This is a genomic window from Streptomyces sp. NPDC086835, from assembly GCF_044745705.1.
In the GTDB taxonomy this organism is placed as follows: Bacteria; Actinomycetota; Actinomycetes; order Streptomycetales; family Streptomycetaceae; genus Streptomyces.
Genome location: NZ_JBIVAU010000023.1, coordinates 1 through 20,794 on the forward strand (window position 1 = coordinate 1; position 20,794 = coordinate 20,794).

Below are 20,794 nucleotides of genomic sequence, written 5' to 3' on the forward strand. Positions count from 1 at the left end.
GTCGTACGCACGGGTGCGCGGCGGCGAGGAGTTCGACATCCCGGCCCGCCCGGTGACCGTCTCCTCCTTCCGCGTCTACGCCGTCCGCCCCACGATCCCCCCTCGATTCCCCCGCATAGGGTCTATCCACCCAGGCCCCTCGATTCACCCCTTCGAGCAGGCGCTCGGAGTGAACCGGGGTGCACTGGGGGGGCGCGTTCGAGATCTGCGCTTCTCTTCTTGATCATCGTCTGCCTACCGTCGTCCGTATGGGACGCGCTGACCTGGCAACTTTGGTACGGATCTGCGATCCGGCCGGTCGGCCGCACGGCACCGGCTTCGTCGCCGACGACCTCGGCACGGTCGTGACCGGCCATGACGTGGTCCAGGGCCTGGCCCGGCCCGTCGTGCTGCCGCTGGACGGCGGCGGACCCGCGATCGAGGCCGACTCCGTCACCCCGCTGCCCGACAGCGGCCTCGCCCTCGTGCACACGAGCGGTCTTCGCGTCGTTCCCCTGCCGATCGGGACGCGCGAACGCGTGGAACCGGGCACGTATGTGCGTCTCGCGGCGGGCGGCTGGCGTGAGGCGCGCGTGCTCGCGGCCCGTCACGGCGTCCTGGAGCTCGCCATCGGCACGGACGGCAGCGACGCCCTGCGCCTCATGGGCGGGGCCACGGGCGGGCCGGTGCTCGACGCGGCGACCGGGGCGGTCCTCGGCGTGCTCGCCGCCCCACCGCCGCCGGGCACCGCCACCGCGGCCGTGCTCGCGCACTCCGTGCGTACACCCCGCTCCGAGCCGCACGCCGAGCTCCTGCGCAGGAACGCCGCCACCGCGCCCGCGTACGGACCGGACCTGAACCTTGCCGCGGTACTGGAACTGACCGCGACCTCGCTCGCCCGGGCCGCCGGTCCGGACACATGGCCGGAACCCGTCCCGCGGCCCGAGGTGGCGGAGGAGTTCGCGGCGTTCACCGCGCACCGCGGCGCGGCTCGTGTCCTCGGCCTGGTCGGCGCGCCCGGCACGGGCCGTACGACGGAGCTGCGCGCGCTCGCCGCTCGCCGCGCCCAGGGGCCGCGGCCCGCCCCCACGCTGTGGCTGCGCGGCGCCGACGTCCGGGCCGGTGACACCTCGCTCGCCGACGCCGTGGCCCGCATCCTGCGCGGGGCGGCCCGCATCGTCGCCGTACCGGAGCAGGCGGACGGCCGCGAGCGCGGGGCGAGCCCGGACCGGGTGATGCGTCTGGCCGCGGAGGCGGGCCGGCCGATGCTCGTCGTCCTCGACGGCCCCGAGGAGATGCCGCCCGCGACGGCAACGGCCCTGCCGGGCTGGACGGCGGCCACCGCGGCGTGGCTGGCCGCCTACGGCGCCCGGCTGGTCGTGGCATGCCGTCCGGAGCACTGGGAGCAGGCCGGGGCGCTCTACCCGCCGCAGCTGCTGCACCGCCCGGTCGGCGGGGCGGCGCGAGGACCGGCCGGGGCGCGCCTGGCCGAAGGCATCCCGGCCGCGCCGGTGCTTGGGCAGGCGCGACCGCACGGGGCTTCGGCAGCGCAGGCAGTGCATGCGGTGTGGGAAATGCAGACAACCCACATGGTCCGGGGCCGTGGCACCCAGGCAGCACACGCACCACAGGCAACACACGCAGCACCCGCGGCGCTGATCGGGGACGAGCCGGAACGCACGGTGCCGGTGCCCCGCTCCCCGGCCGCGGTGTCGCCGCCGCCCGCCGCAGGACAGAGCTGCCCCGCCTCCGGTGTCCGGGACCCGCAGCCGCCGCCCGCCGTGCGTCTTGGCGACCTGACCCCCGAGCAGGCCCGGACGGCACGGCAGAGATACGGGCTGGGGCCCGGCAGCGTGGCAGCCGTGGACGAGCGGCATCCCCTCGTGCTCCGGCTCCTCACGGAGGTGCACCGTGCTCTGCCCGGCGCCGTGCCGGGCACACCGGGGCGGGACGACGTCTTCGGCGCCTACCTCGACCTTCTCTGTCTGCGGATCGCGGTACGCATCGCCGCCGCGGCCGGGTCGCCGCCCCGGGGCGCCGCCCTCCGCCGGGTCGCCACCCGGGTCGCCGGGCGGGTGCACGAGGCCGCCCGGCGCTGCCTCGGGACCGGTCACGGCCAACTCGACCGTGCCTCGTTCGAGGAGCTGTTCCCCTGGGCGGGCGGCTGGGCGTCCGCCGCCCTCACCGAGACCCTCCTCGTCCCGGCGGGCAGCGGCTACCGCTTCGCCCATGAGGAGCTCGCCGACTGGATCCAGGGCGCGCATCTCGACGTCGACGCCGCGCTCCACTCGCTCGTCCACCGCCGCGAGCACCACGGGCCGGGGGAGGACGGCCCGCCGCCCGTGCCCCGCCATCGCATCGGCCCCGTCGCCCAGGCCCTGCTGCATCTCGGCCGGGAGCTCGGAGCACACCGACTGGCCCACCGGCTCGCCGAACTGGCCGAGGTGGTCCAGGACGACGTCCACGGCCGGCGGGACCCGAACGCTCGCTGGTGGGCCTCCAGGCTGCTGCACGAGGTGCTCGGCCGGGTGCCGGACGCCGAGCCGTGTCTCGCCGTCCTGCAACGGCTGGCGGAACGGCCGGGAGACGACTTCGGGCCCGCTTTCTGGGCCGGTCTGAGGCTCGGGGACCCGGCGAGGTTCGACCTCCTGCGGCGGCTCGTACCCGGCGACCCTTCCCCGCCGAGCTGCACCGCCACACCCCATTTCCTGGGGCTCGCCGACGCGCGGCTGGCGGCCGACCCCGCGGCCGTGCAGCCGCTGTTGTGCCGGTGGTTCGACGACGACACACCCCTCGCCACAGGGCCCGGCGCCACGGTGCGCCCCACGGTCGGCGCGGCCGCACAAGCACTGCTCTACGCCCGCCGGGACCTCGCCGCCGACGACCTCGCCGAAGCCCTCGCGGACACCTCCCACCCCCGCGCCGCCGAACTTCTGCGTGCGCTCGCGGAGGACGAACCCTCCGTCATGTGCCGGGCCGTGGACCGCTGGGCCCGCGACCCGCGGCCGGGGCGACGGGCGGCTGCCGCCGCCTACGGGCCGCTCATCGCGGCCGGGGCCATGAGCGACACCGACCGGGAACTGCTGCGACGGGCCGCCCGCGCGTTGCTCGCCGGCACCCGGGGTGCGCACGGGCCCGCACTCACCCTGCTGGTCCGGGACCCGGTGAGCCGGCCCCGGCACCTGCCGCGGGCCCTCGACCTGTTCGCCGCGGGCGACCCCTGCCTGCCCGCCGACGCCGTCACCGACGCGCTGACCACCCATCCCGGCCCGGTGCTCGCCGCGTTCAGGAGCAGGCTGCTGAGGCCGGACACCTCCGCCCGAGCGGGAGAGACGCTCGCCGCGCTCGCCGACGCCGCCACCACCCCCGCCGTGGCCCGCCGCGCGGCCGCCCTCGTGTGCGAGTACGTCGACCACCGCCCGGACGGCGCGGTGCACGCCGCCGCGTACCTCCACCGCCGCCTCGAGCAGGGACCGGACGGCCGTGACGTGCTGTTCCCGCTCGTCACCCACCTGGTGCGCGGCCGACCGGCCCGGGTGCGCGGCGCCCTCGCGCCCGTGCTCGCAGCGGGCGGGGCTCCCGCCTCCCGCCCGCTGCGCGCCGAGCTGCTCGAGGTCCTGCTGCGGTACGAGCAGTACGAGGCCCGCGACCTCACCGTCCTCGACGACCTGCTGTGCGCCGCCGCGCACGGCTGCGGGACGCGCGAGGAGGAGCGGACCCGATCGCTGGTCCACCGGACGGGCCTGCTGCTCGTGCGCACCCCCAAGGGCGCGGCGTGCTTCGACCGGAGGCTCACCGAGCTGGCACGGGAGGTGGCCGCTTTCGCCGTGCTCATGGCACGTTGGCCGGTCGCGGATCCGCAGCAATGGGCCGCGGTGGAGTCCTGCCGGGCCCTCGGGATGCGGGGGAGGCCGGTGCCGATGCCGACCCGGGCCGCCGGGCATGGCAGTCTTAGACCTGCGTAATCGGCAATCACGTACACAGGTTCGGGCGAGGAGCGGTCACAGTGCAGCGCTGGCGTGGCTTGGAGGACATCCCCCAGGACTGGGGACGCAGCGTCGTCACCATCGGCTCCTACGACGGCGTGCACCGCGGGCACCAGCTGATCATCGGACGTGCGGTGCAGCGGGCGCGCGAGCTCGGCGTGCCGTCCGTCGTGGTGACCTTCGACCCGCACCCCAGCGAGGTCGTCCGGCCGGGCAGCCACCCGCCGCTGCTCGCGCCGCACCACCGCCGTGCGGACCTGATGGCCGAGCTCGGCGTGGACGCGGTGCTCGTCCTGCCGTTCACCGCCGAGTTCTCCAAGCTCTCACCGGCCGACTTCATCGTGAAGGTGCTGGTCGACAAGCTGCACGCGCGGGCGGTCATCGAGGGCCCCAACTTCCGCTTCGGTCACCGGGCGGCCGGCAATGTCTCCTTCCTCGCGGAGATGGGCCGGACGTACGACTACGAGGTCGAGGTCGTCGACCTGTATGTGCGGGGCGAGGCGGGCGGCGGTGAGCCGTTCTCCTCGACCCTCACCCGCCGGCTGATCGCCGAGGGCGACGTCGAGGGTGCCTCCGAGATCCTCGGCCGCCCGCACCGTGTCGAGGGCGTCGTCGTGCGCGGTGCCCAGCGCGGGCGCGAGCTGGGCTTCCCAACGGCCAACGTCGAGACCCTGCCGCACACCGCGGTCCCCGCCGACGGCGTGTACGCGGGCTGGCTGACGGCGGCCGGCGAGCGGATGCCGGCGGCGATCTCGGTGGGCACGAACCCCCAGTTCGACGGCACGGAGCGGACCGTTGAGGCGTACGCGATCGACCGGGTGGGTCTCGAGCTGTACGGGCTGCACGTGACGGTGGACTTCCTGGCGTACGTACGCGGCCAGGAGAAGTTCGACACCATCGACTCGCTGCTCGTGGCGATGGCGGACGACGTGAAGAAGTGCCGCGAGCTCACAGCGTCGTACGACGCCGGTCACTGACCCGCCGGGCGGACTCGGGGCCGGCCGGGGGCGAGACGCCCCCGGCCGCCCACCGGAAAAGGCTCAGCCGGCCGCCGTTGCCCAGTGACACGCCACCTGCGGTCCCGGCGCGTTCGCCAGGACCGGCAGCTCCCGCGAGCGGCACAGGTCGGCCACGCCGGCACGGGCCGCCTCGCCCGACGCCAGGACCTGGCAGCGGGCGTGGAAGCGGCAGCCCTCCGGGATGCGGGACGGGTCCGGCGGTTCGCCGGTGAGCACCACCGGCGCGGACTCCGACTCCGGCAGCACCGACAACAGCGCCTGTGTGTAGGGATGCTGAGGTGACGTCAGCACGTCCTCCACGGGTCCCGACTCGACGATCCGCCCGAGATACATCACCGCCACCCGGTCCGCGATGTTCCACGCGAGCCCGAGGTCGTGGGTCACGACCAGCGCGGAGAGCCCCAGTTCGTCCCGCAGGCGCAGCAGGAGCGCCAGGATCTCGCCGCGTACGGAGGCGTCGAGGGAGGCCACCGGTTCGTCGGCCACGATGAGTTCCGGCTCCAGCACCAAGGCGCCCGCGATGACGACGCGCTGCCGCTGGCCGCCCGACAGTTCGTGCGGATAGCGGAGGAAGAAGCGCTCGGGCGGGCGCAGTCCGGCCCGGGACAGCGCCTGGGCGACCGCCGCGCGCTCGTCGCCCGCGTAGCCGTGGATCCGCAGGCCCTCCGCCACGGCGTCGTACACGGTGTGCCGGGGGTTGAGCGATCCGCTCGGGTCCTGGAGCACCAGCTGCACCCGCTTGCGGTACGCCTTCAGGGCGCGCGAGGTGTACCCGAGCGGTTCCCCGCCGAAGGTGACGCGCCCGGAGGTGGGCGGCACCAGGCCGAGGAGGGAACGCGCGAGCGTGGTCTTGCCGCAGCCGGACTCGCCGACCAGGGCGACGATCTCGCCCGCGCCGATGTCGAGGTCGACGCCGTCGACGGCCCGGGCAAAGGGCCCGCCGCGACGGCCGGGGAAGGCGACGTGCAGTCCGGTGGCGGAGAGCAGGGGAGAGGTGGTGGTCATGACGTGCTCCTGTGTCACTGCTGCTTCTCCGTCCCCACCAGCACGCACGCCGCCCGGTGTCCCTCACCCGCCGTGACCAGCTCCTGGTCCTGCTCGGCGCACGAATCGAGCGCGACGGGGCAGCGCGGATGGAACGTACAGCCGCCGGGAAGCGACGACGGGTCGGGCGGGTCGCCCGGCAGCCCGCGTGGGGCCCGGCGGGAGGCCGGGTCGCCGATGCGCGGGAAGGCGGCGGACAGGGCCCGCCCGTACGGATGCTCCGCCGTGCCGTACACGGCGCGGGCCGGGCCCTCCTCCACGACCCGGCCCGCGTACATCACGGCGAGCCGGTCGCAGGTGTCGGCGAGGACGCCCAGGTCGTGGCTGATCATCAGCAGGCTGATGTCCTTCTCGGCGACCAGCTGCTCGATCAGCCGCAGGATCTGCGCCTGGATCATCACGTCGAGCGCGGTCGTCGGCTCGTCGGCGATGATCAGCTGCGGATCGCACGCCAGAGCCATCGCGATCATCACGCGCTGGCGCTGCCCGCCGGACAGCTCGTGCGGGTACGCGTCCGCCCGGGCGGCAGGCAGCCCGACGTGCTGGAGCAGCTCACCGACGCGGCGGTTCGCCTCGGCCGGCGTGGACCTCCGGTGCAGCATGATCGGCTCGGCGATCTGGTCGCCGACGCGGTGCACTGCGTTCAGGGAGTGCATCGCGCCCTGGAAGACGATCGACGCGCCCGCCCACCGCACGGCCCGCAGCCGGCCCCACTTCATCGTGAGGACGTCCTCGCCGTCGAGCATGATCTCGCCGGTCAGCCGGGCGGAGGCCGGCAGCAGCCGCAGCAGGGCGAGGGCCAGCGTCGACTTGCCGCATCCCGACTCGCCCGCGACACCGAGCTTCTGCCCGGCGGCGAGGGAGAGGTCGACACCGCGTACGGCGGGCACGGCGCGCTTCCCCGAGCCGTAGGTCACATGGAGGTTCCTGACCTCGAGCACACTCAACGCGCCACTCCCAGCTTCGGGTTGAGCACGGACTCGATCGCGCGCCCGCACAGGGTGAAGGCGAGCGCCACGAGTGCGATGGCGATTCCGGGCGGGGCGAGATACCACCAGTGGCCCGAGGAGACGGCGCCCGCCTCACGCGCGTCCTGGAGCATTCCGCCCCAGGAGACGACGGTCGGGTCACCGAGCCCGAGGAACGCGAGCGTCGCCTCGGTGAGGATGGCGCTGGAGATGCCCAGTGTCGTCTGGGCCAGGACCAGCGGCATCACGTTGGGCAGGACGTGCCGGTTCATGATGTGCCCGTGGCCACCGCCGAGCGCCTTGGCGCGTTCGATGTAGGGACGGGACTCCACGGCGATGGTCTGCGCCCGGACGAGCCGCGCCGTGGTGGGCCAGCTGGTGATACCGATGGCGATGATGACCGTCCACACGTTGCGGGACATCACGGTCGCGAGCACGATCGCCAGCACCAGTGCCGGCATGACCAGGAACCAGTCCGTGATCCGCATCAGCACGGTGGAGAACCAGCCGCCGTAGTGACCGGCGATGATGCCGACGAGTGTGCCGATGGCGACCGACAGCGCGGCGGCCAGCAGACCCACGGTCAGCGAGATCCGCGCCCCCCACACCAGAAGTCCCAGCAGCGAGCGGCCGAACTGGTCGGTGCCGAGCGGGAATTCGCCGCTCGGCTTCTCCATCGCCGTGCCCGGCGCGTTGGTGACGCTCTGGACGTCACCACCCACGAGCAGCGGCGCGGCCAGCGCGGTCAGTGCGATGAGCGCCAGCGCGGCGAGGCCGAAGAGCCCCGCCCGGTGGGTGCGGTACGAGCTCCAGAAACGGGCCACGGAGTGCCGGCGGCGCGCCCACGTCAGGGACCTCGCGGTCGGGGCGCTCTTGCCGACCGGGCCGGCCGGAGCGGCGGGAGTGGTCTTCGTCGGCGGCGTCGGTGTCGTCGTCATCGGCCCACCCGGGGATCGAGCAGCGGATACAGAAGGTCGGCGAGGAGGTTCATCACGATCATCGCGCCGGCGAAGACGACGAACAGCCCTTGGACGAGCGGCAGGTCGGGCACGCTGAGCGCCTGGTAGAACAGCCCGCCGAGCCCGGGCCAGGAGAACACCGTCTCGACCAGGATCGAACCGGCGGCCACATGGCCCAGGTTGATGAACACCATGGTGACGGTCGGCAGCAGCGCGTTCGGTACGGCATGCCTGCGCCGCACGACATCGTCACGCAGGCCCTTGGCCCGTGCCGTCGTCAGGTAGTCGCTGCCCATCTCGTCGAGCAGCGAGGACCGCATCACCAGAAGCGTCTGCGCGTATCCGACGGCGACCAGGGTGAGGACCGGCAGCACCATGTGATGGGCCACGTCGGCCACGTACGCCAAGCCGCTCTCGTTGCCCGACTCCATGCCTCCGGTCGGGAACATCCCCGGGATCGGGCCGATCCCCACCGAGAAGGTGATGATCAGCAGCAGCCCGAGCCAGAACCCCGGCACCGACCACAGGGTGAGCGCCACGCCCGTGTTGAGCTTGTCGCCGAGGCTGCCGTGCCGCCAGGCGGAGCGGGTGCCCAGCCACAGCCCGATCGCCGAGTAGATGACGACCGCCACACCCGTGAGCAGCAGCGTCGCCGGCACCTTCTGGAGAATCAGATCGCCGACGGGCGCACGGAACTGGTACGACATCCCGAGATCGCCGCTCAGCGCGCCCGCGCAGTAGTCCGTGAACTGCTGCCACATCGGCTTGTCGAGACCGAACTGCCGTCTCAGCGTGGCCATCTGCTCGGCCGACGTCGGCATGCCATGGGTCATGGCCTTCACCGGGTCGCCGGGAATGATCCGGAACAGGAAGAAGCTGGTGACCAGCACGGCGAGCAGCGAGACCGCCGCTCCACCGAGCTTGCCCGCCACATAGAGCAGATAGGCGCGTACGTTGCCGCGCGCGGCGCGGGCCTCGGGGGCCCGCGCCACAGCGGTCGTGCCGGTGGTGCTTGTGGTGCTCATCGACTATTCACGGTCTTCCGCGGTGGAACGGCGACGCATCGCGACGAACAGCCCGAGAGCGGCGGCGAGGACGACGACCGCGCCGATGCCGATCACCACACCCGCGGAGGAGCCGCTGTCCGAACCACTGTCGGCCGCGGCCGGCTCCGCCGACCACCAGCTCCAGTAGCCGTCCTGGCCGTAGATGTTGCCGGCCGCTTCCGGCATCGTCGTGATGGACTTGATCTGGTCCGTACGGTACGCCTCGACAGCGTTCGGGTAGGCGAGGATGTTCATGTAGCCCGTGTCGTACAGCCGTGACTGCATCTGCTTGACCAGGTCGGCACGCTTGGCCGCGTCGTACTCGACGGCCTGCTTGGCGTAGAGGTCGTCGAACTGCTTGTCGCAGATGAAGTTGTCCGTCGCGCCGGTGTCCTTGGGTGTGGCGGGCAGTGCCGCGCAGGTGTGGATCGACAGGACGAAGTCCGGGTCGGGGTTGACGGACCAGCCGTCGAAGGCCAGGTCGTAGTCGCCCTTCAGCCACGGGTCGGAGACGTTGTCGAGGCACTCGACCTTCAGCCCGATGCCGAGCTCGCCCCACCACTCCTGGAGGTACTTGCCGATCGCCTTGTCGTTCGGGTCCGTGGCGTGGCAGAGGATCCGGAAGTCGAGCGGCTTGCCGTCCTTGTCCAGGCGCTTGCCGTCGGCGTTCTTCTTGTATCCGGCCTGGTCCAGGAGCTGGGCCGCCTTGGCCGGGTCGTACGCGATCTTCTGGCCGGCCTCCGGCTTCCAGAAGTACGACTCGAAGCGGGGCGGGAGGTAGCCCTCGCCCTCGACGGCGTGGCCCTGGAAGACCTTGTCGACGATGGTGGTGCGGTCGGTGGCGTGGAACAGCGCCTTGCGCACGGCCGGGTCGAGCAGCGCCTTGTGACCGTTGCCGAACTTCTTGCCGTCCTTGGACTGGGCACCCGGGTTGGTGGCGAGCGCGAAGAAGCGACGGCCGGGAGCGTCGTTGACCTTGATGTTCTCGGCGCTCTTCAGCGCGTCGGCCTGGGCCGGGGTCAGGCCTTGGACGAACGACACCTCGCCCTTCTGCAGGGCCGCGACGGCCGCGTCACCGTCCTTGTAGTACTTGAAGACCAGCTCGTCGAACTTGGGCGCGCCGCGCCAGAAGTCCTTGTTCGGCTTCAGCTTCAGGTACTGGTCGACCTTGAAGTCCGTGATGACGAACGGGCCGTTGCCGACGATCGGGAACTGCTTGTCGTTGTTGAACTTGGAGAAGTCGTCGACCTTCTCCCACACATGCTTCGGGACGATCGGCACATCGAGCGCCGTCATTGTCGCCTGAGGCTTCTTCAGCTCGATGACCAGCGTCTTCGGGTCGGGAGCCGTGACCTTCTTGAAGTTGGCGGTGAAGCTGCCGTTGGCGGTGGCGGCGTTCTCGTCCGTCATCATCTTGTTGAACGTCCAGGCCGCGTCCTCCGCGGTGGCCTGCTTGCCGTCCGACCACTTGGAGTCGTCGCGGATGGTGTACGTCCACGTCAGCTTGTCGGCGGACGGCTCCCACGCGGTGGCGAGTCCCGGGACGGTGCGGCCGTCCTTGACGTCGTAGTTCGTCAGGTAGTCGTAGGCCAGGCGGTGGATGGAGGTGCTCACCAGGCGCTGCGCCAGGAACGGGCTCAGCGAGTCGATGCTCTGCGACACCGCGACGGTGAGGACCTGCTTGCCGTCGTCGGCGGCCGCCGCCCGCGCCTGCGACTGCGCGAGTGAACGGTCCTGCGGCTGGGCCTGGGCCTGAGGGGCAAGGGCCCCCGCCGTCATCAGTGCCGTGGCCGCGGCGCCAGTGGCCAGGACCAATCGGAAGCGGGGGCGTCGCCGGGTTCTCTTGGATGAAGCCGTTGTGACCATGGACAGTGACCTCGCGTCATTACTCGCACGGAGAGGGCGGGTTGGTGATCTCTGGTTCGCCAGCTGGTGAAGCGAAGGTTTATCAGGGTGGTCATGCCGCGTCAACGGCCGCTCAAACCCCGTGTGGGCTGCGGGAATGCGACGAGGGCCCGCACCGGGGAGTCGGTGCGGGCCCTCATTGGTCAAGACCTCTGTCGCGTTACTGCTGAGGGGCTGGCGGTGCCTGCGGAGGCTGCTGCTGCGGCCATCCCGCGGGCGGGAACTGGCCGGGCGGAACGTGTCCTTGCGGATCGGTTCCGCCGGTCGGGGGAGGCGTCGGACCGGCAGGGTTCGCCGGCGCCGCGGCCTGCTGCGGATGCGGTTGCAGCGGGTGCGGCTGCTGCTGGTGCGGCTGAGGCTGCCCGGGATGCGGCTGCTGCTGCCAGCCCTGCGGCGGGTGCTGCCCCTGCTGCGGCGCGCCGTACGGCGGCTGGGGCTGCTGCTGCGGGTGCTGAGGCTGCTGGGGCTGCGGCGGGTACGGCTGGCCGGGCACCGGTCCGCCGGGAGCGGGCTGGTGGCCCTGCGGGTGCTGCGGGTGCTGCGGGTGGGGCTGCTGGGGCTGGCCCTGGGGGTGACCCTGCCACTGTCCCTGACCGTGGCCCGGCATCGGCGGGGCGGCCTGGGGCGGCGGGTTGCCGTCCGCCGTCCACAGTCCCTGCTGTTGCTGGGCGCGCACGAAGTCCTCGGCGATCAGCGCGGACAAGTTGAAGTACGCCTCACGGGTCTTGGGCCGCATCATGTCGAGGTCGACCTCGGCGCCCGCCGCAAGGTGCTCGTCGAACGGCACCACGACCACGCCGCGGCAGCGGGTCTGGAAGTGCTGCACGATGTCGTCCACTTTGATCATCTTGCCGGTCTCGCGGACCCCGGAGATGACCGTGATGGAACGCTGCACCAGCTCGGCGTACCCGTGGGCGGACAGCCAGTCGAGCGTCGTCGACGCGCTGCTCGCACCGTCGACGGACGGCGTCGAGATGATGATCAGCTGATCGGCCAGGTCCAGCACACCGCGCATCGCGCTGTAGAGCAGGCCGGTGCCCGAGTCGGTGAGGATGATCGGGTACTGCTTGCCCAGCACGTCGATCGCGCGCCGGTAGTCCTCGTCGTTGAACGTCGTCGAGACGGCCGGGTCCACGTCGTTGGCGATGATCTCCAGACCGGAGGGCGCCTGAGAGGTGAACCGGCGGATGTCCATGTACGAGTTGAGGTACGGGATCGCCTGGACCAGGTCCCGGATCGTCGCCCCGGTCTCCCGGCGCACCCGGCGGCCGAGCGTACCGGCGTCCGGGTTGGCGTCGATCGCGAGGATCTTGTCCTGCCGCTCCGTGGCGAGGGTCGAGCCGAGCGCGGTGGTGGTCGTGGTCTTGCCGACACCGCCCTTGAGGGAGATCACGGCGATCCGGTAGCAGGACAGCACCGGCGTGCGGATCAGGTCGAGCTTGCGCTGCCGCTCGGCCTCCTCCTTCTTGCCGCCGAGCTTGAAGCGCGTGGCGCTGGAGGGGTTACGGCTCGACTTGGGCTTCTGCTTGTTGTTGCGCAGGAGCCGGTCGGAGGAGAGCTCGACGGCCGCCGTGTATCCGAGCGGAGCACCCGGTACGGAACGCTCGCGCTGGTCGTGCGTGACCGGCGTGGGCCAGGCGCCACCCGTACGCGGGTCGACGGCCGGACCGGGCGGCTGGGGGTACGCATAGGCACCGCCGGACTGGGGCGCCTGCGGCGGCTGGCCGTGAGGCGCCTGGCCCTGAGGCGGCTGGTGGCCCTGCGGGTGAGGCTGACCCTGGTTCTGCGGCGGTACGGGGGCACCCGGCTGCGCCGGCGGCTGTCCGGGCTGCGGCTGTCCCGGGTGGCCCGGCTGCTGCTGCGCCGGCTGACCGGGCTGCTGACCCGGCTGGGGGAAGCCGTAACCGCCCTGGGGCGCTGCGGCATCGGGCACCGGCGTGCCGGGGTGTCCCGGCCCGCCCTGCTGCGGGAAGCCGTACCCACCCTGAGGCGCGGCGGGGGGCTGTCCCGGTGCGCCCTGCTGCGGGAAGCCGTAACCGCCCTGCGGTGCGGGGGCCGACGCGGGCTGCGCCGGTGCGGCGGGACCGGTCTGTCGGGGGAAGCCGTAGCCGCCGCCCTGGGGCGCGGCGGGGGGCTGTCCCGGTGCGCCCTGTTGGGGGAAGCCGTAACCGCCCTGCGGCGCGGGGGAAACGGGTCCGCCGGGCTGTCCCTGCTGCGGCTGCTGCTGTGCCGGTTGCGGGAAGCCGTAGCCCGGGGCCTGGGCGGGCGCCTGGGCGGTCGGGTCCGTTGCCGGTGCGGGCACGGTCCACTGCGGCGCCGCCGCCGGTGCCGCGGGCTGGAACTCGGGCGGGAGGGGCGGCAGTCCACCGCTCTGCGGCGGCGTCGCGGGAGCGGGTGCCCAGGGTGCGGCCCCTGAGGGGGCGTCCTGCGGTTCGGCCGGGGCAGGTGCGGCGTCCTGGGGGGCGACCGGAGCGGGCGTGGCGTCGGCGGGCTCGTCGTCGGCCGCGGCTTCGTCGCCGTCCGCGTCGTCACCTTCCTCGTCCGCGCTGCCTTCATGGCTGCTGAGGTCGGTGGCCGGGGCGTCGGTGGCCGGGGCGTCGGCGGGCGACGCGTCGTCGGCCACGGGCTCTTCGGAGGCGTCGCTGTCCGGGCCGTCGGCAAGTCGGGGCTCGTCGGCGGCGTCCGCCACGGCGGCGTCGGCGACCACCGGCGCGGCCACGGCGTCCTCGGCCCCGGCTTCCGGTCCGGTCTCCGTCTCCGCCCGGGTCTCGGGCTCCGCGGCCGGTTCCCTCTCTGCCTCCGGCTGCGGGCCGTCGGCGTCCGTCCCGCCGGCCTCCGCGGCGGCCCGCTCGGCCATCTCGCGCTTCAGCGCGGCGGGGGAGAAGCGCATGGTGGCGCCGCTCTCCAGGTCCCCGTCGCCGAAGGACTGCCACGACAACTCCGGTGCCTGCGGCGTCGCGGACCCCTGCGCGGGCTCGTCGGCCCGGGCAGGCACCTGCTCGGCCTCGGGCAGGGGAGCGGGAGCGGGCACGGGAACAGCCGGAGGTGCGACGGGAGCGGGCTCCTGCGGCGCGGATTCCTGCTGCTGGGCGGGCGCGGGCGGCGTCTGCGACCAGTTCGGTTCGAACCCGCTGCCCGTGGGCAGTCCCGGCACCGCGACCGGCGCGCCCTGCGGCGGGGGCGGCGGGGGCGTCTGTGCCCCGGAGCCTCCGCCCGACGTGTCACCCGACGCGTTCTGTGTGTACCAGGCAGGCGGGGTGTAGTCGATGGTGAACTCACCCGTCAGCTCGGCGGGCTCCGCGTCGGACTCGTCGACGGGAATGTTCCAGCCCCCGTGGATGTCGTCCCGATCGCCGTTCACTTTGCCTCCTGGTGTGGTCGAGCACCCTTGTGCCGTCGTGGGTGGGGGCCACCGCCTTCTTCGGATCGGCCCGGCTCTCCCCCTGGGACGCTGTCGGCACACCCGTAGGTTCTCGTGCCGCGCCCCGACCCACCCTAATCGCCAACAACGCCACTCCGGCAGGCCCGTCAGGCCGTCGGCCACTGTCCCGTGCGTCACGCCCTGCCCACAGGTGACCCTGCTGCACCAGAGCGTGAGAAATCCGGCAGGCCAAACCGGGACAACCCTGAACGGAACCGCCCGCTCAGTCCATCCGCCGGGCGCTGCCCAACAATCCGGTCTCGGCATCGGTGGCCTGGGTCATGACGAACTGCCGGTCCCGTGGCGTGCACCAGAGGGTGACTCCGTCGGCGAGCGTGGAGAGCGCCTCGGTCTCGGCCTGAGGCAGATGCATGATGCGTCCGATCTGCCGTGCTTCGTCCGGGGAGACGCGCTGGACGCCGACGAGTCCCGACTTCTCCATCAACCGGGGCGCGACCGGGCTCAGATACGGCAGGAGCGTCAGCACCGACTGCCAGGGCGCGGAGACGACCCGCCCGCGCGGCGGCCGCATTCCGCAGTCCCGTACGACGACCACGGGACTCCCGGCGGAAGCGCCCTGCGGCGGCACCCGCCCCACGTCGTGCAGCGAGATGCACTGCTGCCCGCCGCCCGCGGCCTGAGCGAGCGCGGTCCACGCCGGCGCGCGGCCCGTCTCGACCGTGACCCGGGCCCCGGTCGCGGCGGCGCGCAGCGCGAGGACCTGAGCCGTCCACAGGCCACCGATCAGTGTCACGTCGTAAGGGGTGGGGCGGTTGATGCCCAGTACGGCGGGCTTGCCTTCGGCGTCGACACCGATGACCATGCCGTCGTCACCGACCGGCAGGGTGAGGGCGGCCAGTTGGTCCAGGGTCATCGCGTGCCGGTCCCTGCGGGGCCCGACGAGACCGAAACCGATACGCGGCTTTGCGGCAGGTGCAGACATCAGCGGGCTCCCCCGAGCGGCAGCGTGGCGAGCATTCCGGGCAGTTGCTCACGGTCGAGTCTCACCAGACCCGTCTTGACCCCGCGGGCCGCCCGCTCCAATTCATGGCGTGCGGTGACCAGTTCCTCGTCGCTGCGTCCCGTGATCCGGACGTGTCCGGTGACCGTCACACCCTGCCGGTCGCCGTGGCCGAGCGTCAGGCTGAATGTCGTCGCCAGCGCGGGGATCGACGTGAGCAGGGCGACCAGCTGGGGCATCTGGGCCCCGCCGCCGCCGAGTTGGGGCCACCGGCCCACCCAGTACGTCGTGTGCCTGCGGTCGTCGACGCGCCAGGTGCGGGAGGTCTCCTGCGTGCGCCGCGCAGGCACCTCCGCCCTGCCCGCCTGGGCGATGGCCATGGGGCTGGCACACGACGAAGTGGCGAGGGCGGAGGTCAGTTCCTGCTCCGTGAGCACGGTCGCCCGGAAGCCGGCGCCGGTCAGGCGGCTGGCCAGCTGGTCCGCCGTCCGCACCACGCACTTCTGCGCGCCTTCGATGCCGCCACCACGCGCCGCCACCGCTTCCGGGCACAGCTCCGGGTCGAGCTTCAGCGCGATCCAGGTGATGCGCAGGGCCGGTGAACCGGTCTGGGCCTGCAGCGGCGCGTAGTTGCGTGCCGCGACGGACTGCTGTGGCAGGTGCGGAGCCGGGGCGGGCTGGGTGTGCTGGACGATCTGGACCGACTCGAGCCGGATCCCGTCCACCTCCATGACGTCCTTGATCAGGGCCATGGGGAGCGGACGTGCCATGCGATCCGGGCGCAGCGCTGTCGCGTCCGCCTCGACCTGGAGGACGGCGGTCAGGAACGTGCCGTCACCGATCATCCCCACGGGTCGCCGGTCCCGGTCGCTGTACGTGTACGTCCGCAGCGCCGGGTCGCATTCGACGACAGGCGCCAGTCCCGGCTCGGTCCCGGGCTCGATGGTCAGCGACTTCGCCCGGCGGGTCCGCGCGCGCAGGGCGAACGCGGTGGAAAGCCACTCGGGCAGCGACCGGCGATGCCTGCGCACCACGGCCAGCAGCACCAGAACGGCCGCCAGGACACCGGCGGGTACCAGGAGCAGCGGGTCGGCGACCCACGCGACCAGCAGAAGGGCGGCGGCGATCTCGACCAGGACGAGTTGTTGCAGTCGGAATGTTCCGAAGTGGCCGGGCCGTGCCCGCAGTCGGGGTGTGCTCGGGCCGGAGGAATTGGCGGGCGGTCGTGCGGAGGACTGTCTGCGGGCCGCGGGCCGCGCGCGCGTTGCGGACGCCATTACTCCGGCACCCCCCGGTTCATTAGGCCCCAATTCATCCCGATCACCCCTGTCCAGCCCCGCCCAGCAAGGCTTCCGGCGGCTGGATCACCCTACCCGCCCCACGAGCACCACCGATCAACAGGCATAGTAGGGGGCCGGTCCGAACGGCAGGGCCCGGGGCCGCGCTCACCACAAAGGCCTCGCGGGGAGACAGTGCCTTCTTTACCAATGGGGACTCATGGCATCACGGCGGGATGAGCTCAACGCATACACCTTTGCGAAGAAGCGCACGGTGGCGGCATTCCTCCAACCCTCCCCGTCGGGCACGGAGGAGGGGGCGCCGCGGCCGCTGCGCGCGATCGTCCCCGGCCTGATCGTGGGAGTGCTGATCCTGGCCGGCTTCGGCGCGTTCGGCATGTTCAAGCCCAAGGCCCCCAAGGACTGGGCGGCGCCGGGTACCAAGGTGATCGTCGGCAAGGACTCCACCACGCGTTACGTGGTCCTCGAGACCGGCAAGGGCAAGAACAAGAAGGTCCTGCTGCACCCGGTGCTGAACCTCGCCTCCGCCCGACTGCTGCTCACCCCGGACCAGTTCAAGGTCATTCAGGTCGCCGACGACATCCTGGACTCGGGCAAGCCGGCCCGTGGCCCGATCCTCGGCATCCCGTACGCGCCCGACCGCCTGCCCAGCGAGAAGGAAGCGGGCCAGGCCAAGCGTTGGGCGGTGTGCGAACAGCCGGGCGCGGGCAAGGGCGCGTCCGCGCAGAAGGCGACGTTCATCTTCGCCGACCGCGACCTCAAGAGGACCGAGGGGAAGAACCGGCTGACCGGTGGACAGGTCCTGTACGTCGAGGGGAAGAGCGGGCGCTACCTGGTCGACGCGGCGGGCACCAAGTACCTGGTCCGTGGAACGGAGAACGACGCCGACCTCCTCACCCGCGCCCTGGTCGGCGACCGGACCGCGCCGCAGCCCGTCACGGAGGAGTGGCTGGCGACGCTCCACGACGGCAGCCCGATCGACTTCCCCGTGATCCAGGGCCAGGTGGGCGCACCCGCCGGCGTCGGTGGCGGACTGACCGCCGAGCAGGACAAGGTGGGCATGGTTCTCCAGGCCCAGACGGGTGCCGGACCACGGCACTACGTCGTCCTCGCGGGCAAGGTCCAGCCGGTCTCGGACTTCACCGCGTGGCTCCTGATCAACTCTCCCCAGACCGACAAGCTCGACATGGGCGGGCGGGCCGCGGTGGTCGACGCGGCCTCCTTCACCCCGGAGTCCGACGTCTTCGGCGCGCAGAACCGCTGGCCGGAACCGAGGGCCGAGCACGTCAACTCCGCGACCGGCGGGCGCGACACCGTCTGCAGCGTGCTCCGGAAGGTCGACGACAAGGGTCGCACGACCCTGTCCACCTGGGCGGGCTCGGCCTACCCGGCGGAGATCACCGCCGGCGGCACCAGCACCTACGTCACCCCCGGCTCGGGACTGCTCTACACACAGGTCCAGGGCAACCAGACCAAGCCCGACGGTTCTCTCTTCCTCGTGACCGACACCGGGCTGCGCTACGCGGTGCAGGCCAACGGCGACAGCGACTCGGACCGCTCCGACATCGGGGCCGGCGGCGAGGGGCAGCAGCAGGACGGCCGCCCCGAGCCCAGCCAGGCGCAGATCCGGCTCGGATACGGCAAGATCGTCCCGTCGCTGGTCCCGATCACCTGGTCCGAGTTCCTGTCCAAGGGCCCGCGGCTGGACACCAACAGCGCACGCCAGCCGCAGGGTTCGTAAGGAGCGCCGATGCTGTATCCGCTCAAGCGGGCTGCGGCCACGGCCGCCGCCGCGCTGCTCACCGCCCTGACGGCCGCGACCCCTGCCGCCGTGGCCGCAGAAGGGCCGGGAGGACCCGTCCTCGACGGCAGCGGCGAGTGCACCTTCCCCATGAAGGAGCAGATCGCGGGCACCCCGTGGCCCCTTCAGCGCGTCCTGCTCGACGAGTTGTGGCAGGACACCAAGGGCAAGGGCATCCGGGTCGCGGTCATCGACACCGGGGTAGACAACGACAACGTGCAGCTGAAGCCGGCCGTCGACGCCTCCGCGGGCAAGGACCTCCTCAAGCCCGACAAGAAGAACAGCGACGAGAAGCGCGGCAAGACGGACGGCACGGTCGACCTGGTGGGCCACGGCACCAAGGTGGCGGGCATCATCGCCGCGCGCCCCCGCAAGGGAACCGGGTTCGTCGGCATCGCGCCCGAGTCGACCATCATCCCGATCCGCCAGAACGACGAGAACAACAGCGGCAACGACCGCACGATGGCCACGGCGATCGACCACGCCATCGCCAAGGGCGCCGACGTCATCAACATCTCCCAGGACACCGTCAAGCCGCTCGGACCCGACTCGGCGCTCGGCAAGGCGGTGCAGCGGGCGATCACCGCGGGCGTCGTGGTCGTCGCGTCGGCCGGCAACGACGGCATGGACGGCAAGGTCAAGAACACCTATCCCGCCGCTTTTCCGGGTGTCCTGGCGGTGGCCTCCTCCGACCGGAACAACGAGCGGGCGGTCTTCTCCCAGGCCGGTGAATTCGTCGGCGTCGCCGCGCCGGGCGTGGACATCGTCTCCACCGTCCCGGGCAACGGCCAGTGCATCGACAACGGCACCAGCTTCTCGGCCCCGTACGTCGCCGGGGTGGCGGCCCTGCTGAAGGCCAAGCACCCGAGTTGGTCACCGGCCGAGATCATCGCCGAGATCGAGCAGACCGCGACCCGCAGCATCAACGGCCACGACAACTTCGTCGGCTGGGGAGTGATCGACCCCGTACGCGCCCTGAGCGGCGACGACAAGCCCCAGGCCGCCCCACGTCCGGACCCCGGACCTGCCAAACCGCCCGCGCCGGAACCGGCCCATCTGGCCACGACGGAGACCGTCCAGGAACGCAACGAACGCTATGCAACCTACGCGCTGGGAATCAGCGTCGTACTGGTGGCGGTGATCGCAGGGACAGCGACGGTCATCAGGGACACCGCGCGGAAACGGGCACGCTGAAGCAAGTAACCGTAAACCGCTTTGCAGTTGGAACCGTCGTACCAAGTGGATAGAGTGACAGTCGGACCAATGGTCCGGCACGGGGGCGGCATCCGAACGGCTTCCGTCTACAGTCACTGTCGCAGGAAGAAGGGGCACGATGTCGGACAAGAACCTCGACGTAACCACCGGTGATATCACCGAACTCAGCGGCAAGATCCAGAACTTCTCGATCGAGCTGAACAGCCGGATCACCTCCCTGAACGGCGTTGTCGACCGCATTCAGGCGGGCTGGCAGGGTGCGGCGAGCCAGCAGTACGACCAGGTTCAGACCCAGGTGAACCGTCGTCTGAGCAACCTCCAGCAGAGCCTCGAGAACCTCCAGAACATTGTGAAGATGAGCGCCGACGGCTTCGACGAGGAAGAGCGCAAGCGCATGTCGTCCTTCGCCGGCATGGAGAACGCCAAGGGCAACACCAGCGCCATCCTCGAAGTCTGAGCCGGACAGTCCCGTCCGTATCGACCGTTCGTCCAACTTCACTACCAGGAGAGATCAATGACCACTGCCGTCAATTACGACACAGTGACCCAGGCCGCGCGCGACACGGTGAAGACCGCCTCGGACCTGGCGGACGAACTCCGTATCCTGCTGGGCCACGTCAATCGTGTCGCCGGTGCGTGGCAGGGTGAGGCCAAGGAGGCCTATGTGGCCATCCAGAAGCAGCTCGCCACCGACATGGACGGCATGAACCAGGACCTGCAGACGATCGCCCGCCTGCTGGGAGACGCCGTCGTCGGTTACCAGGACACCGACAAGGGCAACGCTGCCCGGTTCCGCATGATGATGGGCTGACCACCCGTCGCCCGTACGAAAGGGGGCTGCCCGCGTCGGCGGGCAGCCCCCTTCGTCATGCCCCCGTTACTTGAGGTCGAACTCGCCGTCCCGCGCGCCCAGCACGAAGGCCCGCCATTCGGCCTCCGTGTAGCGCAGCACCGTGTCGTGGTCCAGCGACGACCGCATCGCGACGGCGCCGCCCGGCAGGTGCGCGATCTCGACCCGTTCCTCGTTGGGACTCGTGCCGGGAGCGCCGACCCACTCCACACCGGAGATGTCGAGGGCGTACAGCTCTTCCTTCTGACGTTCCTTGTCGACTGCGTCAGCCATCGGCGCGTCCCTCCATGCATGTCACCCAGCAGTTGCAGATGGTCACACTACTGCGTGCGCCCGGCCGTC

At 71.8% G+C, this 20,794-nt stretch carries 15 protein-coding genes; 6 read left to right on the forward strand and 9 right to left on the reverse strand.

Annotated elements, in window-relative coordinates; all coding sequences use genetic code 11:
• Positions 1-248: 248 nt before the first annotated feature.
• Positions 249-3,944, forward strand: a complete 3,696-nt coding sequence (locus ACIPJI_RS35875; RefSeq protein WP_402251128.1) for a serine protease — start codon at positions 249-251, stop codon at positions 3,942-3,944.
• 41 nt (positions 3,945-3,985) lie between these two features.
• Positions 3,986-4,942, forward strand: coding sequence for a bifunctional riboflavin kinase/FAD synthetase (locus tag ACIPJI_RS35880; protein ID WP_307708569.1), 957 nt, complete (start codon positions 3,986-3,988; stop codon positions 4,940-4,942).
• Positions 4,943-5,005: 63 nt separating this feature from the next.
• Here the strand turns inward: ACIPJI_RS35880 and ACIPJI_RS35885 are convergent, their stop codons facing one another.
• From ACIPJI_RS35885 to eccE, 8 genes are all read right to left on the reverse strand, one after another.
• Positions 5,006-5,989: an ABC transporter ATP-binding protein gene (locus ACIPJI_RS35885; RefSeq protein WP_402251130.1), complete on the reverse strand. Its 984-nt coding sequence runs from the start codon at positions 5,987-5,989 to the stop codon at positions 5,006-5,008.
• Between the two features lie 14 nt (positions 5,990-6,003).
• The gene (locus tag ACIPJI_RS35890) at positions 6,004-6,975 is read right to left on the reverse strand and encodes an ABC transporter ATP-binding protein (protein WP_402251132.1); all 972 of its coding nucleotides are present in this window, start codon (positions 6,973-6,975) and stop codon (positions 6,004-6,006) included.
• Positions 6,972-7,934 (reverse strand): ABC transporter permease, encoded by a 963-nt coding sequence (locus ACIPJI_RS35895; protein WP_307708572.1) that lies wholly within the window; start codon positions 7,932-7,934, stop codon positions 6,972-6,974. Before ACIPJI_RS35895 ends, ACIPJI_RS35890 begins: the two co-directional genes overlap by 4 nt.
• Positions 7,931-8,980, reverse strand: coding sequence for an ABC transporter permease (locus tag ACIPJI_RS35900; protein ID WP_356622193.1), 1,050 nt, complete (start codon positions 8,978-8,980; stop codon positions 7,931-7,933). The genes ACIPJI_RS35895 and ACIPJI_RS35900 overlap by 4 nt, the downstream gene beginning before the upstream one ends.
• 3 nt (positions 8,981-8,983) lie before the next feature.
• Complete coding sequence (locus tag ACIPJI_RS35905) at positions 8,984-10,867, reverse strand: ABC transporter substrate-binding protein (protein WP_402251134.1); 1,884 nt, start codon at positions 10,865-10,867, stop codon at positions 8,984-8,986.
• A gap of 199 nt (positions 10,868-11,066) precedes the next feature.
• Positions 11,067-14,267, reverse strand: coding sequence for an SCO5717 family growth-regulating ATPase (locus ACIPJI_RS35910; protein ID WP_402251136.1), 3,201 nt, complete (start codon positions 14,265-14,267; stop codon positions 11,067-11,069).
• Positions 14,268-14,550: 283 nt separating this feature from the next.
• Entirely contained in the window at positions 14,551-15,270 is a 720-nt protein-coding gene (locus ACIPJI_RS35915) for a hypothetical protein (RefSeq protein ID WP_356622190.1), read from the reverse strand.
• Positions 15,270-16,565 carry a type VII secretion protein EccE gene (eccE, locus tag ACIPJI_RS35920; RefSeq protein WP_402251138.1) on the reverse strand — a complete coding sequence of 432 codons (1,296 nt, stop codon included), beginning with the start codon at positions 16,563-16,565 and terminating at the stop codon, positions 15,270-15,272. Before eccE ends, ACIPJI_RS35915 begins: the two co-directional genes overlap by 1 nt.
• 220 nt (positions 16,566-16,785) lie before the next feature.
• Between eccE and eccB the strand changes: the two genes are divergently transcribed.
• The 4 genes from eccB (at position 16,786) to ACIPJI_RS35940 (ending at position 20,413) form a co-directional block, all read left to right on the forward strand.
• Positions 16,786-18,327, forward strand: a complete 1,542-nt coding sequence (eccB, locus tag ACIPJI_RS35925) for a type VII secretion protein EccB (RefSeq protein WP_402251140.1) — start codon at positions 16,786-16,788, stop codon at positions 18,325-18,327.
• Positions 18,328-18,336: 9 nt separating this feature from the next.
• Positions 18,337-19,581, forward strand: a complete 1,245-nt coding sequence (mycP, locus tag ACIPJI_RS35930) for a type VII secretion-associated serine protease mycosin (protein WP_402251142.1) — start codon at positions 18,337-18,339, stop codon at positions 19,579-19,581.
• 139 nt (positions 19,582-19,720) lie between these two features.
• A complete protein-coding gene (locus ACIPJI_RS35935; protein ID WP_356622186.1) occupies positions 19,721-20,059 on the forward strand; it encodes a WXG100 family type VII secretion target in 339 nt (112 codons plus the stop codon).
• A 57-nt stretch (positions 20,060-20,116) separates the two neighbouring features.
• Positions 20,117-20,413 (forward strand): WXG100 family type VII secretion target, encoded by a 297-nt coding sequence (locus ACIPJI_RS35940; RefSeq protein WP_356622185.1) that lies wholly within the window; start codon positions 20,117-20,119, stop codon positions 20,411-20,413.
• A 66-nt stretch (positions 20,414-20,479) separates the two neighbouring features.
• On the opposite strand, the gene ACIPJI_RS35945 is transcribed toward ACIPJI_RS35940, so the two are convergent.
• Positions 20,480-20,725, reverse strand: a complete 246-nt coding sequence (locus tag ACIPJI_RS35945; protein ID WP_402251144.1) for a DUF397 domain-containing protein — start codon at positions 20,723-20,725, stop codon at positions 20,480-20,482.
• Between the last annotated feature and the right edge of the window lie 69 nt (positions 20,726-20,794).